Genomic DNA, 18750 nt, shown 5'->3' with positions numbered 1-18750 from the left:
TCGGGGCGCGCCCCGGGACCGGCGCGTACCGTTCGCTGCATGAGCGCCGAGGCACCCGAGCACGTCGACGACCGCGCGCTGGAGGGCTGGATCGCACGCCAGCGCTGGTACGCCGCGAAGGGTGGGACCCCGGCGCTGCACACCATCGCCGAGACCGACGGCACGCGGTTGGTCCTCGACGACGCCGCGACCGGGCCCGTCCTCTACCAGGTACCGGTCGTCGCGGGCCCCGGCGGGGGAGCCGTCGACCCGGTCGACGCCACCACCGACACCGTCTGGGTGCAGCAGCTCGCGGCGCGCATCGACGCCGACCCCTCGAGCCTCCGTCCGATCGGCGAGGTCACCGCGTCCCGGGTGCTGTCCGGCGAGCAGTCGAACACCTCGGTCATCTGCGACACCGCGTCCGGCGACCGGGTCATCACCAAGGTCTTCCGGGTGCTCCACCATGGTGACAACCCCGACGTCACCACGCAGCTCGCACTCTCCGCCGCGGGCAGCTCCCGCGTGCCGACCGTGTACGGCGCCCAGCAGGCGAGCTGGCCCGACCCCGGCCGCCCCGACGGCACGGCCACCGGGCACCTCGCTTTCGCCCAGGAGTTCCTGCCCGGCCTCGAGGACGCCTGGCGTGTGGCCCTCCGCGACGCCAGGACCGGCACCCCGTGGGACGAGCAGGCCGCCGCGCTCGGCGAGGCGCTCGCCGAGGTGCACCGCACGCTCGCCACCGCCCTGCCGACCGAGCCCGCCGACGATGCACGACGGGACGCTGCGATCGCGACGATGCGCGGCCGGCTCGACGCCGCCGTGCGCGAGGCCCCGACCGTCGAGCCGCACGTCGACGCGATCCGTGCCGTGTACGACCGTGCCGCCGCGTCGCACTGGCCGGACCTGCAGCGCATCCACGGTGATCTGCACCTCGGGCAGGTGCTCGCCGCGCCCGAGCCCCGCGGGTGGGTGTTCCTCGACTTCGAGGGCGAGCCGCTCCGCCCGCTCGCCGAGCGGTCGCTGCCCGACTCGACGCTCCGCGACGTCGCCGGGATGCTCCGGTCCTTCGACTACGTTGCCGGCGCGCTCGCGCACGACGCCGAGTTCGTCGACGCGGGTGCCTGGGCGCAGGCGGCACGGCAGGCGTTCCTCGACGGGTACCGCCGGGGGACCGGTGACGACCTGACCGACCACCGCGCACTGCTCGACGCGTTCGAGCTCGACAAGGCCGTGTACGAGGTGGTCTACGAGACGCGGAACCGGCCCGACTGGGCCGGCATCCCGCTGGCTGCGGTCGCGCGGCTGGCGGCGGACGGCGCGGCCTGATCCTCCGACCCCCGGCGTGACCCGCTGACGGACGGGAGGCGCGGTGCCGGCCGACACCGCGCCTCCCGTCCGTCACGTGGTGAGGACGACCGTCGTCGTCAGTTGACGGGGCCCGTGTACTTCTCGCCCGGCCCCTTGCCCGGCGCGTCCGGGATGCTCGAGGCCTCGCGGAACGCGAGCTGGACCGAGCGCAGTCCGTCGCGGAGCGGACGGGCGTGGTGGTCGCCGATCTCGGTGGCCGCCGCCGTCACGAGCCCGGCGAGGGCCGTGATGAGCTTCCGCGCCTCGTCGAGGTCGGTCTGCTCCTGCGGGTCGTCGGCGAGCCCCACCTTCACGGCGGCTGCGCTGAGCAGGTGCACGGCGACGGTGTTGATGAGCTCGACCGCGGGCACCTCGGCGATGTCGCGGGCCTCGCCGCCGGCTGCGGTCTCGTCCTGCGTGACCTGCGGGGTGTCGTTCTCGGGGGTGTCGGGCACGGTGCTCCTCTGCTAGACTCATCGGCGGCAGATGCTGCCCGTGTGCCCAGATCGTCTCCACAGGAGTCGGACCGAGCCCCGGACGGCGTCGTAGAAGAGGAGTCTCTCCCACCCGCGGCCGTGCACCACAGGCTACCGGGTCCCAACCGCTCCGTCGGGTCAGCAGTGCGATCGTCAGACCGCACCGCGTCCCGGCAGGCCAGCCCCGCGGGGCCGGTGTCGGGCGGCTGCCGAACGGGTTCCGATCCGTGCGTCAGATCTCCTCTCTCGTGCCGTCGTCCAGCGCAGCAGCGCCGGACGGCCACCACTTGATTGAAGGAGCTCCGCATCACCGATCCCCGCACCAACGACCGAATCCGCGTTCCCGAGGTCCGACTCGTCGGCCCCCAGGGTGAGCAGGTCGGCGTTGTCCCGATCGCCATGGCTCTGCGTCTCGCGCAGGAAGCCGAACTGGATCTGGTCGAGGTCGCCCCGAACTCGAAGCCGCCCGTGGCCAAGATCATGGACTACGGCAAGTTCAAGTACGAGGCAGCGCAAAAGGCCAAGGAAGCGCGCCGCAACCAGGTGAACACCGACCTCAAGGAGGTCCGGTTCCGCCTGAAGATCGACGTGCACGACTACGAGACCAAGCGCAAGCGCGCCGAGGGCTTCCTCCTCGGCGGCGACAAGGTGAAGGCGATGATCCTCTTCCGTGGGCGCGAGCAGTCGCGTCCGGAGCAGGGTGTCCGTCTCCTCCAGAAGTTCGCCGAGGAGATCGCCGAGTTCGGCGTCGTCGAGTCGCGTCCGACCCAGGACGGCCGCAACATGACGATGATCATCGCCCCCCTCAAGAACAAGTCCGACGTCAAGGGCGAGCAGAACGCGAAGCGTGCTGCGCAGAAGGCCGAGCGTCGTGCGTCGGAGCACGCGGCGAAGGGCAAGGAGGCCGACGAGGCCACCGAGTCCGCGCCGGCCGAGGCTCCCGCCGAATAGGTCCTCCCCGGACCACCCCGCGACGACGCGGCTCCCCACCCACCCCACGGAAAGGCACCACGATGCCCAAGCAGAAGACCCACTCCGGGTCGAAGAAGCGCTTCAAGGTCACCGGCAGCGGCAAGATCATGAAGCAGCAGGCCGGTATGCGTCACAACCTCGAGGTCAAGAGCGCCAAGCGCAAGGCCCGCCTCAACGAGGACCAGGTCCTCGCGAAGGCCGACGCCAAGAACGTCAAGAAGCTTCTCGGCCACTGAGCCGGCGGAACGTAAAGGAACAGATCAATGGCACGTGTCAAGAGAGCGGTCAACGCCGCCAAGAAGCGTCGCGTCATCCTCGAGCGCGCCGAGGGCTACCGCGGCCAGCGTTCGCGCCTGTACCGCAAGGCGAAGGAGCAGGTCACCCACTCCCTCGTCTACGCGTACCGTGACCGTCACGCGAAGAAGGGCGAGTTCCGTCGCCTGTGGATCCAGCGCATCAACGCCGCGTCGCGTGCGAACGGCCTGACCTACAACCGCCTCATCCAGGGCCTCTCCCTGGCCGGCGTCGAGGTCGACCGTCGCATCCTCGCGGACCTCGCGGTGAACAACCCCGAGACGTTCGCGGCGCTCGTCGAGACCGCCAAGAAGGCCCTGCCGGCCGACACCTCGGCCCCCAAGGCCGCGTAGTCACGCCAGCTCCCGAAGCCCCCGTTCCGTCCACGGAGCGGGGGCTTCGTGCATGCTGCGACACTTGACGCGTGAGCGATCTCCTCGAGAACCCGAAGTCCGGACGCGTCAAGGCCGTCGCGGCACTCGCCAAGAAGGACGTCCGTGCCGACACCGGACTCTTCCTGCTCGAGGGCCCGCAGGCCGTGCGCGAGGCGATCGAGTACCGCCCGGAGCTGCTCCGCGAGCTCTACGTGACGCCGACCGCCGCCGCACGGTACGGGCTCGACGACGCACCGGTCGACACGTGGTTCGTCACCGAGCAGGTGCTCGACACGATGGCGGACACCGTCACGCCGCAGGGGGTCGTCGCGGTGTGCCAGCAGTTCCCGACGTCGGTGAAGGACGTCTTCCCGGACGCCGGACCCGGCCTGGAGGCGCAGGGCGCGTCCGCCACGGACGGCACGCTGCCCGGGCTGGTCGCGATCCTCGAGCAGGTCCGGGACCCGGGGAACGCCGGCACGATCATCCGCGCCGCCGACGCGGCGGGCGCTGACGCGGTCGTGCTGACCGGTCGTTCGGTCGACCCCTACAACCCGAAGGTGGTGCGGTCCACCACGGGCTCGCTGTTCCACGTGCCGGTCTCGGTGGGCGTGACGCTCGCCGACGCCGTCACACGCGCGAAGGCCCTCGGGTACACGGTCCTCGCGGCCGACGTCTCCGGCGACGACCTGCCGGACGTCCGGGCCGACGGCATGCTCGACGGGCCGACCGCGTGGGTCTTCGGCAACGAGGCCCGGGGCCTCACATCCGAGGACCTGGCGCTCGTCGACCGGGCCGTGAAGGTCCCGATCTACGGTCGGGCCGAGTCGATGAACCTGGCGACGGCCGCGTCCGTCTGCCTGTACGAGTCGGCGTTCGCGCAGCGGGTGGCGTCCTCCTCCACAGCGCGCTGACCCGTCCTGCTCTTCCACCGTCCGTCCAGTGCAGGACGGCGGTATCCCGGGGGCCGGTAGGCTTGGGCCTCGTGTCAGAACACCTCGAGATCAGCGAAGCGGCCGTCGCCGACGCGGTCGACCGGGCCCTCGCCGCGGTCCGCGCGACGACGACCGTGGCCGAGCTGAAGCAGGCCAGGGCGGAGCACACGGGCGAGCAGTCGACGCTCGCGCGGATGAACGCGTCGATGCGCAGTGTGCCGAAGGAGCAGAAGGCCGAGGCCGGCAAGCTCGTCGGCCAGGCGCGCGGTCGGGTCAACGCCGCCGTCGCCGAGCAGGAGTCCGTCCTCGCCGAGGCCGAGGAACGCGCCCGGCTCGAGGCCGAGCGCGTCGACGTCACCGCACTGCCGGTCCGTCGGGCGCCGGGCTCCCGCCACCCGCTCTCGGTCCTCAACGAGACCGTCGCCGACATCTTCGTCGGCATGGGGTGGGAGGTGGCGGAGGGCCCCGAGCTCGAGCACGAGTGGTTCAACTTCGACGCGCTGAACTTCGACCCGGACCACCCCGCACGGGCGATGGCCGACACGATCTTCGTCGAGCCGGTCGACCGGCACCTGGTCATGCGCACGCACACCTCCCCGGTGCAGGTGCGCTCCCTGCTGTCCCGGGAGCTGCCGCTCTACGTGATCGCCCCGGGACGCGTGTACCGCGCGGACGAGCTCGACGCCACGCACCTGCCGGTCTTCACCCAGGTCGAGGGCATCGCGATCGACAAGGGCCTGACGATGGCGCACCTCCGCGGCACGCTCGAGCACTTCGCGCGCCAGGTCTTCGGCGCCGGGGCGCAGATCCGCCTGCGTCCGAACTACTTCCCGTTCACCGAGCCCAGCGCCGAGATGGACGTCTGGCAGCCGAACGCCAAGGGCGGCGCGCGGTGGGTCGAGTGGGGCGGCTGCGGCATGGTGAACCCCAACGTCCTGCGTGCGGCCGGCATCGACCCGGACGAGTACCAGGGCTTCGCGTTCGGGATGGGCATCGAGCGGACCCTGCAGTTCCGCAACGGCCTGAACGACATGCGTGACTTCCTCGAGGGCGACATCCGCTTCTCGCAGCAGTTCGGAACGGTGGTCTGATGCGCGTCCCACTCCGTTGGCTCGGCGAGTCCGTCGACCTGCCCGACGACGTCTCCCTCGAGCACGTCCACGCGGCCCTCGTGTCGGTGGGCTTCGAGGAAGAGGACGTCCACACCTACGACCTCACCGGCCCGATCGTCGTCGGCCGCGTGCTCGAGCGCGAGCCCGAGCCGCAGAAGAACGGCAAGACGATCAACTGGTGCCAGGTCGACGTGGGCGAGTCCGAGCCCCGCGGCATCGTCTGCGGTGCGCACAACTTCGACGTGGGCGACCTCGTCGTCGTGACGCTGCCCGGCGCCGTGCTGCCCGGGCCGTTCCCGATCGCCGCGCGCAAGACGTACGGCCACGTGTCCGACGGCATGATCGCCTCGGCCCGTGAGCTCGGCCTCGGCGACGAGCACGACGGCATCCTGCGCTTCGCCGACCTCGGCATGGACCCCGAGGTCGGGGCCGACGCGATCGCGCTGCTCGGCCTCGACGACGCCGCGGTCGAGATCAACGTGACGCCGGACCGCGGGTACGTGATGAGCATGCGCGGCGTCGCCCGCGAGTACGCGCACGCCACCGGTGCCGGCTTCCGCGACCCGGCGGCGCGTGTGACGCCCCGCTCGGGCGAGGGGTTCCGCGTCACGATCGACGACCAGGCCCCGGTCCGCGGCCGTGTCGGCGCGCACACCTTCGTCACCCGCGTCGTCCGTGGCATCGACCCGACCCGGGCGACCCCGGCGTGGATGGTCTCCCGCCTGGCGCTGGCCGGCGTCCGCTCGATCTCGCTGCCCGTCGACATCACGAACTACGTCATGTTCGAGCTCGGCCAGCCCCTGCACGGCTACGACCTGGCGAAGGTCCGCGGTGGCCTCGGCGTGCGTCGCGCGGCGGTGGGGGAGACCCTCGTCACCCTCGACGACACGACCCGCACGCTCGACCCCGAGGACCTCGTCATCACCGACGACGACGGCCCCGTCGGTCTCGCCGGCGTGATGGGCGGTGCACGCACCGAGATCTCGGACACGACGACCGACGTGCTGATCGAGGCCGCCGGCTTCGACCAGGTCTCGATCGCCCGGACGGCCCGCCGGCACAAGCTGCCGAGCGAGGCCTCGAAGCGCTTCGAACGCGGGGTCGACCCGCTCGTGGCCGAGGCCGCTGCGAACCGTGCCGTCGAGCTCCTCGTCGAGCTCGCGGGCGGCACGGCGGACACCCTCGGCTCCACGCTCGTCGACGCCGAGCCCCGCCCGACGATCACGATGCGGGCGTCGCGGCCGGCCGACCTCGTCGGTGTCGAGTACACCGACGCCGAGGTCATCGACACGCTGCGCGCCATCGGTGCGACGGTGGACGTCGACGGCGAGGTGCTCGTCGTCACGCCGCCGTCCTGGCGACCGGACCTGACCGACGACACCACCCTGGTCGAGGAAGTGGCCCGCATCGTCGGCTACGACCGCATCCCGAGCGTGCTGCCGATCGCCCCGCCCGGACGCGGTCTGACCCGGCACCAGCAGGCCCGTCGGCGCGTGTCCGCCGCCCTCGCAGCGGACGGCCTCGTCGAGGTCGTCACCGCTCCGTTCGTCTCGCAGACCACGCAGGACGCCTACCCGGGCATCGACGGCGACGGTGGTCCGAGCGTCGTGCTCGCGAACGCGCTGGACAGCGAGCAGTCGCTGCTCCGTCGCAGCGGGCTCCCCGCGCTCGTCGACGCCGCCCGCCGCAACGTGTCCCGCGGCCTCGTCGACGTCGCCCTGTACGAGACCTCGCGCGTGTTCCTGCCGACGACGGACGTGCAGCTCGGCACCGACGCCGTGCCCGCCGGCGCCGAGCGGCCCGACCCCGACACCCTCGGTGTGCTCGACGCGTCGCTCCCGCCGCAGCCGTTCCACGTCTCGGCGTTGCTGACCGGCAACCGCGTCGTGAAGCAGCCCGGCGTGCAGCCGGAGCCCTACGGCATCGCGGACGCGCTCGACGTCGCCCGGGCCGTCGCCTGGGCGGTCGGTGTGGAGCTCCGGGTCGCACAGACGAGCCACCCGTCCCTGCACCCGGGGCGTGCGGCCGCGCTGCTCGTCGGTGACACCGTCGTCGGTGTCGCCGGTGAGCTGCTGCCCGTCCTCACCGAGGCCGCGGTGCTGCCGCGCGTCGTCGCCGTCGTCGAGCTCGACCTCGACGCCCTGGTCGCCGCGGCACCGGAGCTCGTGTCGGTGGCGCCGATCGTGTCCTACCCGGCGGCGACGCAGGACCTCTCCCTCGTGGTCGCGGTCGACGTCCCGGCGGGTGACGTGCTGGACGTCGTCCGCTCTGGCGCCGGAGAGCTGCTGGAGTATGCTCGGCTCGTGGACGACTACCGGGGCACGGGCGTGGACGAGGGACAGAAGTCCCTGACGTTCGCGCTGCGCTTCCGCGCCACGGACCGCACGCTGACCGCTGCCGAGGCCTCCGAGGCCCGTGACGGCGCCGTCCGACGTGCCGGCGAGCGATTCGGGGCGACCCTGCGCGACTGATCCACCGGATCAGCACCGCCCGGGGCCGCCGCCTCCGACTCTCTCGACGACCAGTCCGACCAAAGGTGGAACCCATGTCCGTATCCGTCGCCGTGGCGGGAGCCTCCGGCTACGCGGGCGGAGAGCTCCTGCGCGTGCTCGCCGCCCACCCAGAGTTCGACGTCAGGACGGTGACGGCCTTCTCGAACGCGGGGCAGCCGCTCATCGCGACGCAGCCGCACCTGCGGTCGCTGGCACACCTGACGCTGGTCGAGACGACGGCGGCGACCCTGCGCGGACACGACGTGGTGTTCCTCGCGCTGCCGCACGGGCAGTCCGGGGCGATCACCGCCGAGCTCGACGACGACACCCTCGTCGTCGACTGCGGCGCGGACCACCGGCTCACGGACCCGGCTGCGTGGGAGGCGTTCTACGGCGGCGAGCACCACGGCGCGTGGACCTACGGCCTGCCGGAGCTGCTGCACGCCGCGCCGGCGCCCGGGACGGCGGAGGAGTGGCGGGACGTCGACGACATCGAGGGCCTCGGGCGGCAGCGCACCGAGCTCGCGACGACGAAGCGGATCGCCGTGCCGGGCTGCAACGTGACGGCGGTGACGCTCGGCATCCAGCCCGGTGTCCAGGCCGGGCTCGTCGAGACGGACGACCTCGTCGCGGTGCTGAGCGTCGGGCCGAGCGGTGCCGGCAAGAAGCTCGCGACGACCTACCTCGCCTCGGAGATCATGGGCTCCGCGAGCGCCTACGCGGTCGGCGGCACCCACCGGCACATCCCGGAGATCCAGCAGAACCTCGTGGCAGCGGGGGCCGGTGACGTCCGGATCTCGTTCACGCCCGTGCTCGTGCCGATGTCGCGCGGCATCCTCGCGACGACGACCGCCAGGCTCTCGCCCGGGGTCAGCGCGCGCGACGTCCGGATCGCCTGGGAACAGGCCTACGCCGACGAGCCCTTCGTGCACCTGCTCCCGGAGGGCGAGTTCCCCCGCACCGCGGACACCGTCGGCGCGAACACCGCGCTCGTCGGCATCGCCGTGGACGAGGCCGCGGGCCGGGTGGTCGCCGTGAGCGCCCTCGACAACCTGGCCAAGGGCACCGCCGGCGCGGCCGTGCAGTCGGCCAACATCGCCCTGGGCTTCCCCGAGACCCTCGGCCTCAGCGTGGACGGAGTCGCACCGTGACCGACGAGACCTCGACGGACCAGCCCGACACGGGCCTCCAGGGCGTGACCGCCGCTGCGGGCTTCCGCGCGGCCGGCGTCACCGCCGGACTCAAGACGAGCGGGAAGCCCGACGTCGCCCTCGTGGTGAACGACGGCCCCGACGCGACCGCGGCCGCCGTGTTCACCAGCAACCGCGCCCAGGCGCACCCGGTGATCTGGTCGCGCCAGGTCGTCGGCGACGGTGTCGCCCGGGCCGTGGTGCTCAACTCCGGCGGCGCGAACTGCTTCACCGGACCCTTCGGCTTCCAGACCACGCACATGACGGCGGAGGCGGTGGGTGCCGCGCTCGGCATCGGTGCAGGCGACGTCGTCGTCTGCTCGACGGGCCTGATCGGCCGCGGTGACCAGACGTTCCGTGACGGCGTGCTGCGCGGTGTCGACCTGGCCAGCGCCGCGCTGGCGGCCGACGGCGGCCCCGACGCTGCGGTCGCGATCATGACCACGGACACGACGCCGAAGCAGTCCGTCGTGACCGAGGACGGCTGGACGGTCGGCGGCATGGCCAAGGGCGCCGGCATGCTGGCCCCCGGGCTCGCGACGATGCTCGTCGTCATCACGACCGACGCCGTGCAGACCGCGGAGCAGCTCGACCAGGCGCTCCGCGCGGCGACCCGCGTGACCTTCGACCGCGTCGACTCGGACGGCTGCATGTCGACCAACGACACCGTCGTGCTGCTGTCCTCCGGTGCGAGCGGGGTGACCCCCGAGGTCGGCGACTTCCAGGAGGCACTGACCGCGGTGTGCGCGGACCTCGCCCGGCAGCTCCAGCAGGACGCCGAGGGCGCGAGCCACGACATCACGATCGAGGTCACCGGCGCGGTGTCCGAGGACGAGGCCGTCACGGTGGGGCGCAGTGTCGCCCGGAACAACCTGTTCAAGGCCGCGGTCTTCGGCAACGACCCGAACTGGGGCCGCGTGCTGGCGGCGATCGGGACCACCGACGCCGAGTTCGACCCGTACGCGGTCGACGTCAGCATGAACGGCGTCCGCGTCTGCCACGCCGGCGCCCCGGACCGGCCGATCGACGAGGTCGACCTGACGCCGCGCGACACCCACGTCCTGATCGAGCTCGGGGTCGGCGTGCACGCGGCGACGATCCTGACGAACGACCTGACGCACGACTACGTCCACGAGAACAGCGCGTACTCCAGCTGATGAGCGACGACCTGACCAAGGAAGAAGAGCACGAGCTCGCCGCCGTCAAGGCCGCGACGCTCATCGAGTCCCTGCCGTGGCTGAAGCGGTTCTCGGGCAAGACCGTCGTCGTGAAGTTCGGCGGCAACGCCATGGTGAACGACGACCTCAAGCGGGCGTTCGCCGAGGACATGGTCTACCTGCGCTACGCGGGACTCCACCCGGTCGTGGTGCACGGCGGTGGGCCGCAGATCTCGGCGGCGCTGAAGGAACAGGGCATCGCGTCCGAGTTCCGCGGTGGCTACCGCGTGACGACGACCGAGGCGATCACGGTCGTCCGCGACGTGCTCGCCGGCGAGGTCAACCGCGAGATCGTCGACCTCGTCAACGAGCACGGTGACGGTCTGGCCGTCGGCGTCTCCGGCGACGGCGGCTCGCTGTTCACCGGTGAGAAGAAGGGCGTCGTCGTCGACGGCGAGTACTTCGACCTCGGCCACGTCGGCGACATCACGCACGTCGACCCGTCCGGCGTCCTCGCGGCGATCGAGGCCGGACGCATCCCGATCGTGTCGAGCATCGCGATCGACGACGCCCACCCGGACCAGGCGCTGAACGTCAACGCCGATGCCGCGGCCGGTGCGCTGGCCATCGCGCTCGGTGCCGCCAAGCTCATGATGCTGACGGACGTCCCCGGCCTCTACCGCAACTGGCCGGACCGCGACTCGATCATCGACCTGATCGCGGTCGACGAGCTCCGGGCGCTGCTGCCGAGCCTCGAGTCGGGGATGATCCCGAAGATGACCGCGTGCCTCGACGCCGTGGTCGGCGGGGTCGGCGGCGCGACGATCATCGACGGGCGGATCCCGCACTCGATCCTGCTCGAGGTCTTCACCCTGCGCGGTGCGGGCACCGAGGTGATCCCGGACCCGAGCCGTCGCACCGAGAACCAGAACACCCACGCCGAGGTCGGCCGACGGGTGCCCGAATCCGCGGCGGACCCGGGCCGACACGCGGCGACCGACGCCGCCGTCACCGACACCACCGTCACCGACACCGCCACGACGCAGAAGGGGAACGAGCAGTGAGCACCGAGACGCACACCCAGACCTGGAACGACCGGTTCGGGGCGTCGCTCATGCGATCCCTGACCCCGCCGAAGATCATGCTCGACCACGGTCAGGGCTGCCGCGTGTGGGACGTCGACGGCAACGAGTACCTCGACTTCCTGGCCGGCATCGCGGTGAACTCCCTCGGCCACGCCCACCCGGCCCTCGTCGAGGCCGTCGCCGACCAGGCGGCGAAGCTCGTGCACGTCTCGAACTACTTCGCGACGCCGCCGCAGCTCGAGCTCGCCGAGCGCCTCAAGCGCATCACCGGTGCGGGGGACGCCGGCCGCGTGTACTTCGGCAACTCCGGCGCCGAGGCGAACGAGGCCGCGTTCAAGCTCGCGCGGCTGAACAAGGGTGCGGACGGTCGCAAGACCCGGATCCTCGCGCTGAAGCAGGGCTTCCACGGCCGGACGATGGGTGCGCTCGCGCTCACCGGCAAGCCCGCGCTGCAGGAGGACTTCCTGCCGATGATCGCCGGCGTCGAGCACATCGACTCGACGGTCGAGGCGCTCGAGGCGGCCGTCGACGACACCGTCGCCGCGCTCATCCTCGAGCCGATCAAGGGCGAGGCCGGCGTGGTCGACCTGCCCGAGGGCTTCCTGCAGGCCGCGCGTCGCCTGACCGAGGAGCACGGCGCGCTGTTCATCCTCGACGAGATCCAGACCGGGGTCGGCCGCACCGGCAACTGGTTCACCTTCCAGGGCCACGGGTTCACGCCGGACGCCGTCACGATCGCGAAGGGCATCGCCGGTGGGTTCCCGATCGGCGCCCTCGTGACCTTCGGCTGGGCGTCCGAGCTGTTCTCGGCCGGCCAGCACGGCTCGACCTTCGGCGGCAACCCGCTCGGCACCCGCGTCGCGAACGCGGTGCTCGAGGAGATCGAGCGCGCCGACCTGGTGGCCGGCGCGGTCACCAAGGGCGAGCGCATCCGTGCCGGCATCGCGGCCCTCGGTTCGCCGCTGGTGCAGGAGGTCCGGGGCACGGGCCTGCTCGTCGGCGTCGGCCTGACAGCGCCCGTCGGCCCCGCCGTCAACGCCGCCGCCCTCGAGCGCGGCCTCATCATCAACGCCCCGAACGAGTCGAGCCTGCGCATCGCGCCGCCGCTCATCGTGTCCGACGCCGAGATCGACGAGTTCGTGTCGATCCTCGGCCAGAGCCTCGCGGCCGTCGCCGCCGAGCAGGAGACCTCCGCATGACCCGCCACTTCCTCCGTGACGACGACCTGACCCAGGCCGAGCAGTCCGCGATCCTCGACCTCGCCGCCCAGATGAAGGGTGACCGCTGGGGCGAGAAGCCCCTCGCCGGGCCGCAGACCGTCGCGGTGATCTTCGACAAGTCGTCCACCCGCACCCGGGTGTCCTTCCACGTCGGGATCTCCGACCTCGGCGGCAGCCCGCTCGTGATCACGACGGCGAACAGCCAGCTCGGCGGCAAGGAGACCCCGTCGGACACCGCCCGCGTGCTCGAGCGCATGGTGTCGGCGATCGTCTGGCGCACCTACGCCCAGTCCGGACTCGAGGAGATGGCGGCGGGCACCCGCGTCCCGGTCGTCAACGCCCTGTCGGACGACTTCCACCCGTGCCAGCTCCTCGCCGACCTGCTCACGATCCGCGAGCACCGCGGCTCGCTCGCCGGGCAGACCGTCGCGTTCATCGGCGACGGCGCGAGCAACATGGCGCAGTCGTACCTGCTCGCGGGAGCGACCGCGGGCATGCACGTCCGCGTCGCCGCTCCGGCGGCGTTCAGCCCGGACGCCGCGGTCGTCGCCGACGCCGAGCGTCGTGCGGGCGAGACCGGTGGCTCCGTCCTGGTCGTCACCGACCCGGTGGCGGCCGTCGCCGGCGCCGACGTCGTGGTCACCGACACGTGGGTGTCGATGGGCAAGGAGGACGAGAAGCAGTCCCGACTCGACACCTTCGCGGGCTACCGGGTGGACGACGAGCTGATGGGGCACGCCGCCGACGACGCCGTGTTCCTGCACTGCCTGCCGGCGGACCGCGGGTTCGAGGTGACCGCCGAGGTCATCGACGGGCCGCGCAGCATCATCTGGGACGAGGCGGAGAACCGGCTGCACGCGCAGAAGGCCCTGCTCGCCTGGCTCCTGGCCGCGAACGCGACCGGCAGCCCGGCCGCCTGACCCCGCTCGACTGGAGTCCCGTGACCGATCGCATCGTCGTCGCCTGCTCCGCCGGGGTGGACCCGGCGGCAGCCGTCGAGCACTTCGCCGTCGACCACGAGGTCCTGGCCCTGGTGGTCGACCTCGGCGGTCGGTCCCGGGAGGTCGACGCCGTGCGGGACCGGATGCGGGCCGCCGATGCGGTGGACGCCGTGGTGGTCGACGCGAAGACCGAGTACGCCGACCGGTACGTCGTCGCGGCGGTCCGGGCGAACGCCGGCGGCCCGGGTCGTCCGCTCGTCCCGGCGCTGCGGCTGCCGATCGTCGCCGACCACCTGGTCCGCACGGCCCGGCAGCTCGGCGCGGTCGCCGTCGCGCACCTCACCAGCGCCCCGGACGAGGTCGCCCTCACGACCACGATCGCCGGGCACGACCCCGACCTCCGGGTCCTCCCGGTGCCGACGGCCGTCGTGCCGGCCGGCGGTACCGAGCACGACGTGTGGGGCCGTCTCGTCACCGAGCCGGACCTCGAGGACCCGTGGGCCGCGGTCGGCCCTGCGGACTGGGCGCGCACGGCGGACGTCTCCGCGCAGCCGGACACCGAGCCCGACGAGGTCACCGTGACCTTCGAGCACGGCGTCCCGGTCGCCCTCGACGGGCAGCGCTTCCCGGTCCTCCGGCTGCTGCGCGAGCTCGACGCCCTCGCCGGCCGCCACGGGGTCGGTCGGCACGATCTGGTCGTCGACCTGCTCGACGGCCGCAAGGCCCGACGTGTGGCGGAGACACCGGGTGCGACGGCGCTCGTGGCCGCGCACCAGGACCTCGAACGGATCACCCTCGAACGCGAGGTCCTGCGCTGCAAGCAGGGCGTGGACCGCGAGTGGGCGGAGCTGGTCGACGAGGGTCGCTGGGCGAGCGGACTCCGCCGCGCGCTCGACGCCTTCATCGAGGAGACGCAGCGGCACGTCTCCGGTGACGTCCGGCTCCGGTTGCACGGCGGGGTCGCGAGCGTCACCGGGCGCCGGTCGGAGCAGAGCCTCTTCGACTTCGAGCTGGCCGGGGCACCGGCCACCGGGAGCGTGTCGTTCGCGAGCGCCCGGGCCCGACCGACGCGGACGGCCACGCGGCGCGACCGCGCGAACTGACGCCCCACCGGCACCACGCAGCACCGCCCCCACCAGCACCACGCAGTACCACCCCCCGAAGCACCGCCCACGAACCGAGCACGACCGACCCGTACCGCCAGGCAGGACGACATGACCGACGCGACGCAGCCGAGCAAGACCGACGCCACGAACACGGGCGCCCTCTGGGGTGGCCGCTTCGCCGACGGCCCCAGCGCCGAACTCGCCGCGCTGTCCCGGTCGACGCACTTCGACTGGCAGCTGGCCCCCTACGACATCGCCGGGTCCCGCGCCCACGCCCGTGCCCTGCACACCGCCGGCTACCTGACCGAGGACGAGCTCGAGCGCATGACCGCCGGCCTCGACCGCCTCGAGACCGCCCACGCCGACGGTTCCCTGCAGCCGGACGACGGCGACGAGGACGTCCACGGTGCCCTCGAGCGCCTGCTCATCGCCGACCTCGGCCCGGAACTCGGCGGCAAGCTCCGCGCCGGCCGGAGCCGCAACGACCAGATCGCGACCCTGGGCCGCATGCACATGCTCGACCACGGCCGGCGGATCGGGCGCCTCGTCATCGACCTCGTCGACGCGATCTCGCAGCAGGCGAGCGAGCACCCGGCGGCGATCATGCCCGGCCGCACGCACCTGCAGCACGCCCAGCCGGTGCTCCTCGCCCACCACCTGCTCGCGCACGCGTGGCCGCTCGTCCGGGATCTCGAGCGGCTCCGCGACTGGGCCGACCGTGCGAGTGTCAGCCCGTACGGGGCCGGCGCCCTCGCGGGCAGCTCGCTCGGTCTCGACCCGACGGCGATCGCGCACGAACTCGGCTTCGCCCGCCCCGCCGACAACTCGATCGACGCCACGGCAGCCCGCGACGTCGTCGCCGAGTTCGCGTTCGTCCTCGCACAGGTGGGCATCGACGTGTCCCGTCTGGCCGAGGAGATCATCCTCTGGAACACCAAGGAGTTCGGTTTCGTCCGGCTGCACGACGCCTTCTCGACCGGGTCGAGCATCATGCCGCAGAAGAAGAACCCCGACATCGCCGAGCTCGCGCGCGGCAAGTCGGGTCGGCTCGTCGGCAACCTCACCGGCCTCCTCACGACCCTGAAGGGCCTGCCGCTCGCGTACAACCGCGACCTGCAGGAGGACAAGGAGCCGGTCTTCGACTCGGTCGCCCAGCTCGAGGTGCTGCTGCCGGCCTTCACCGGCATGGTCGCGACGCTCGCCTTCGACACGGAGCGGATGGCCGAGCTCGCGCCGCAGGGCTTCTCGCTCGCGACCGACGTCGCGGAGTGGCTGGTCCGGCAGGGCGTGCCCTTCCGCGACGCGCACGAGATCTCGGGGGCGCTGGTCCGGTACTGCGAGGAGCGCGGGATCGAGCTCGACGAGCCCGGCGACGACGAGTACCGCGCCGTGTCCGAGCACCTCACGCCCGAGGTGCGCGGCGTCCTGACCATCGAGGGCAGCGTCGCGTCGCGCGCCGGTGTCGGCGGGACGGCGCCGGAGCGCGTCGCCGAGCAGCTCGCCGCCCTGACCCGTCGCGTCCACGACCTGACCGAGGGCGCGCCCTTCACCCGATGAGCGACGCGCTCCTCGCGCTCCTGGCCGAGCCGGCTCCGGTGTGCGCGCCGGCGCTGCTCGGCGCGACGATCACCGGGCGTGGTGTGACACTGCGCATCACCGAGGTCGAGGCCTACTGGGGCCCGACCGACCCAGGGTCGCACGGCCATCGCGGCCCGACACCGCGCAACCGGCACCTCTTCGGGCCGCCGGGCACGCTCTACGCGTACCGCTCGTACGGCATCCACACCTGCGTGAACGTGGTGAGCGGCCCGGAGGGCACGTCGTCCGGCTCGCTCCTGCGCGCCGCCGAGGTCGTCGACGGCATCGAGGTCGCCCGGGCTCGCCGCGGTCCGTCGGTCGCCGACGTCGCCCTGGCCCGCGGTCCGGGCAACCTCGGGCAGGCTCTCGGTGCCGTGCTCGGCGAGGACGACGGCACGTCGCTCCTCGACGGCTCGGGACCGTTCCGGCTCGTGCTCGCACCCGGTCTGGAGGCGCGGCTCGCCTCCGCCGACCCGGCGGACGTGGTCGCGGAGCTGCTCGCCGAGACGGTGGCCGGCCCCGCGGGGACGGCTCCGGTCCGGCGGATCTCGCGCGGACCGCGCACCGGCGTCGCCGGTGTCGCCGGCGGCGCGTCCTTCCCGTGGCGCTCCTGGCGCACCGGTGAGCCGACGGTGTCGCCGTACCGACGGCACCGGCGCGCGGTCGACTGACGGGGCCGCGCCGATCCTCCCGGCCGTCGCCCGGTGGCTACGATGGTCGGGTGTCCAGCGCAACCGATCCCGATGTCCTGACACGCCAGCAGAACGACCCCACCTTCGCCTCGGTGTGGGACGAACTGCGCTGGCGCGGTCTGGTGCACGTCTCCACCGACGAGACGGCACTCCAGGAGGCCCTCGACGGCGGGACCGTCACGTACTACTGCGGTTTCGACCCGACCGCACCCTCGCTGCACTGCGGCAACCTGCTGCAGCTGCTCACCATGCGCCGGCTGCAGCTCGCCGGGCACCGGCCGCTGGCGCTCGTCGGTGGGTCGACCGGCCTGATCGGCGACCCGCGTCCCACCGCGGAACGCACGCTGAACACCCCGGAGACGGTCGCCGAGTGGGTGAGCCGACTGCAGGCGCAGGTGTCCCGGTTCCTCAGCCCCGACGGCGAGAACGGCGTGCGGCTCGTCAACAACCTCGACTGGACGGCACCGCTGTCCGCGATCGACTTCCTGCGCGACATCGGCAAGTACTTCCGCGTGAACGCCATGCTGAAGAAGGACGCCGTCGCCGCACGCCTGAACTCCGACGCGGGCATCAGCTACACCGAGTTCAGCTACCAGATCCTGCAGGGACTGGACTACCGCGAGCTCTACCGGCAGTACGGCTGCACGCTGCAGACCGGCGGTTCGGACCAATGGGGCAACCTGACCTCCGGCACCGACCTGATCCGTCGCACCGAGGGGGTGTCCGTGCACGCGCTCGGCACCCCGCTCATCACGAACTCGGACGGCACGAAGTTCGGCAAGAGCGAGGGCAACGCGATCTGGCTCGACGCCGAGATGACCTCGCCGTACGCCTTCTACCAGTTCTGGCTCAACACGGCGGACGCCGACGTGGTCGCCCGGCTGCGCGAGTTCACGTTCCTCGATCGTGCGGAGATCGGTCGACTCGAGCAGGCGGTCGCCGACGAGCCGTTCCGGCGCGAGGCCCAGCGGACCCTGGCGTTCGAGGTCACGTCGCTGGTGCACGGAGCGGCGGCGACCCGGGCGACGATCGACGCCTCGGCGGCGCTGTTCGGCAACGGCGACCTGGCCGCGCTCGACGAGGCGACGCTGCGTGCCGCGGTCGCCGAGCTCCCCGGCACGGTGTCGCTGCCGGGCGAGGCCGACGTCGCTCGCGCCCTCGTCGACACCGGACTCGTGAAGTCGCTCGGCGAAGCGCGCCGGGCGGTCGACCAGGGAGGCGTGTACGTGAACAACGTCCGCGCCGACGACGCGACCGCGCAGCTCGCGAGCCTCGCGCTGCCCGGCGGAGTCGTGGTGCTCCGACGCGGCAAGAAGACCCTGGCGGGCGTCACGCTCGGCTGATCGATCCACCCTCGGTGCACCCGGTGCCCGGTCTCCCGACGGAGACCGGGCACCGCTGCGTCCGGAGGAGTTGCACAGTGCGACACGCCCGGGAGTGGGGCGCGGTTGGCGCTCCCGCCCAGCGCTGCGTAGAGTTCTTACTCGTCACCCCAAAGGTGCGGCGGAGCGGCTGGAGCGAGAGCCCAGAGCCTGCCGGCCTCAAGCGGGACCATCCTCCACCGAAGTTCAGATCAAGCCTTGTGCTCGATCGCTTCGACGCTTAGGATGACTACTCCACCGGCCCTCTCCCTCGGGATGAGCCACAGGACCTCGGTCCGACGCGATGCCGGTGGTACCAAGAACACAATGCCCCTCTGGCGGAGCTCCTTCGTGGAGTCGAGTGGGGGGTGCGTCTGGTCCTTGAGAACTCAACAGCGTGCACATTGTCAATGCCAATTATTTTGACCCCGTGCGA

Annotated in this window: 16 protein-coding genes and 1 pseudogene; 16 read left to right on the top strand and 1 reads right to left on the bottom strand. The window is 72.3% G+C overall.

The genetic code is table 11. The features are described from left to right. Positions 1-39: 39 nt before the first annotated feature. Positions 40-1308: a phosphotransferase gene (locus ACH0A8_RS06395; protein WP_406906837.1), complete on the top strand. Its 1269-nt coding sequence runs from the start codon at positions 40-42 to the stop codon at positions 1306-1308. A 98-nt stretch (positions 1309-1406) separates the two neighbouring features. On the opposite strand, the gene ACH0A8_RS06390 is transcribed toward ACH0A8_RS06395, so the two are convergent. Next, complete coding sequence (locus ACH0A8_RS06390; protein WP_066658711.1) at positions 1407-1709, bottom strand: DUF1844 domain-containing protein; 303 nt, start codon at positions 1707-1709, stop codon at positions 1407-1409. 387 nt (positions 1710-2096) lie between these two features. On the opposite strand from ACH0A8_RS06390, the gene infC reads away from it, so the two are divergent. From infC to tyrS, 15 genes and pseudogenes are all read left to right on the top strand, one after another. Next, entirely contained in the window at positions 2097-2756 is a 660-nt protein-coding gene (infC, locus tag ACH0A8_RS06385; RefSeq protein WP_081985092.1) for a translation initiation factor IF-3, read from the top strand. 62 nt (positions 2757-2818) lie between these two features. Further along, positions 2819-3013, top strand: a complete 195-nt coding sequence (gene rpmI / locus ACH0A8_RS06380; RefSeq protein WP_022903519.1) for a 50S ribosomal protein L35 — start codon at positions 2819-2821, stop codon at positions 3011-3013. Positions 3014-3040: 27 nt separating this feature from the next. Next, positions 3041-3424, top strand: coding sequence for a 50S ribosomal protein L20 (gene rplT, locus ACH0A8_RS06375; protein WP_066656427.1), 384 nt, complete (start codon positions 3041-3043; stop codon positions 3422-3424). Positions 3425-3495: 71 nt separating this feature from the next. Continuing rightward, a complete protein-coding gene (locus tag ACH0A8_RS06370) occupies positions 3496-4359 on the top strand; it encodes an RNA methyltransferase (RefSeq protein ID WP_066656424.1) in 864 nt (287 codons plus the stop codon). 71 nt (positions 4360-4430) lie between these two features. Next, positions 4431-5471 carry a phenylalanine--tRNA ligase subunit alpha gene (gene pheS / locus ACH0A8_RS06365; RefSeq protein WP_066658706.1) on the top strand — a complete coding sequence of 347 codons (1041 nt, stop codon included), beginning with the start codon at positions 4431-4433 and terminating at the stop codon, positions 5469-5471. Beyond that, the gene (gene pheT / locus ACH0A8_RS06360) at positions 5471-7963 is read left to right on the top strand and encodes a phenylalanine--tRNA ligase subunit beta (RefSeq protein WP_311206329.1); all 2493 of its coding nucleotides are present in this window, start codon (positions 5471-5473) and stop codon (positions 7961-7963) included. The genes pheS and pheT overlap by 1 nt, the downstream gene beginning before the upstream one ends. A 74-nt stretch (positions 7964-8037) precedes the next feature. After that, positions 8038-9135, top strand: a complete 1098-nt coding sequence (locus ACH0A8_RS06355) for an N-acetyl-gamma-glutamyl-phosphate reductase (protein WP_406906836.1) — start codon at positions 8038-8040, stop codon at positions 9133-9135. Next, entirely contained in the window at positions 9132-10331 is a 1200-nt protein-coding gene (gene argJ / locus ACH0A8_RS06350) for a bifunctional glutamate N-acetyltransferase/amino-acid acetyltransferase ArgJ (RefSeq protein WP_251155764.1), read from the top strand. Before ACH0A8_RS06355 ends, argJ begins: the two co-directional genes overlap by 4 nt. Next, positions 10331-11233 (top strand): annotated as a pseudogene (gene argB, locus ACH0A8_RS06345) (acetylglutamate kinase); the annotation flags it as partial. The gene argJ and the pseudogene argB, both read left to right, overlap by 1 nt. A gap of 158 nt (positions 11234-11391) precedes the next feature. Then, on the top strand, positions 11392-12615 hold the full coding sequence (locus tag ACH0A8_RS06340) for an acetylornithine transaminase (protein WP_066656412.1): 1224 nt from the start codon (positions 11392-11394) through the stop codon (positions 12613-12615). After that, positions 12612-13556: an ornithine carbamoyltransferase gene (gene argF / locus ACH0A8_RS06335; protein ID WP_400430234.1), complete on the top strand. Its 945-nt coding sequence runs from the start codon at positions 12612-12614 to the stop codon at positions 13554-13556. The genes ACH0A8_RS06340 and argF overlap by 4 nt, the downstream gene beginning before the upstream one ends. Before the next feature lie 20 nt (positions 13557-13576). Continuing rightward, complete coding sequence (locus ACH0A8_RS06330) at positions 13577-14680, top strand: argininosuccinate synthase domain-containing protein (protein ID WP_406906835.1); 1104 nt, start codon at positions 13577-13579, stop codon at positions 14678-14680. Between the two features lie 111 nt (positions 14681-14791). Further along, positions 14792-16240 carry an argininosuccinate lyase gene (gene argH, locus ACH0A8_RS06325; RefSeq protein ID WP_271826071.1) on the top strand — a complete coding sequence of 483 codons (1449 nt, stop codon included), beginning with the start codon at positions 14792-14794 and terminating at the stop codon, positions 16238-16240. Beyond that, on the top strand, positions 16237-16932 hold the full coding sequence (locus ACH0A8_RS06320) for a DNA-3-methyladenine glycosylase (RefSeq protein ID WP_271826070.1): 696 nt from the start codon (positions 16237-16239) through the stop codon (positions 16930-16932). Before argH ends, ACH0A8_RS06320 begins: the two co-directional genes overlap by 4 nt. Positions 16933-16982: 50 nt before the next feature. Continuing rightward, on the top strand, positions 16983-18296 hold the full coding sequence (tyrS, locus tag ACH0A8_RS06315) for a tyrosine--tRNA ligase (protein ID WP_209685498.1): 1314 nt from the start codon (positions 16983-16985) through the stop codon (positions 18294-18296). The last annotated feature ends 454 nt before the right edge of the window (positions 18297-18750 follow it).

Origin of the sequence: Curtobacterium sp. 179-B 9B NHS (assembly GCF_045370965.1) — a bacterium.
Lineage (GTDB): Bacteria > Actinomycetota > Actinomycetes > Actinomycetales > Microbacteriaceae > Curtobacterium.
This window is presented reverse-complemented; position numbering and strand designations above follow the sequence as displayed.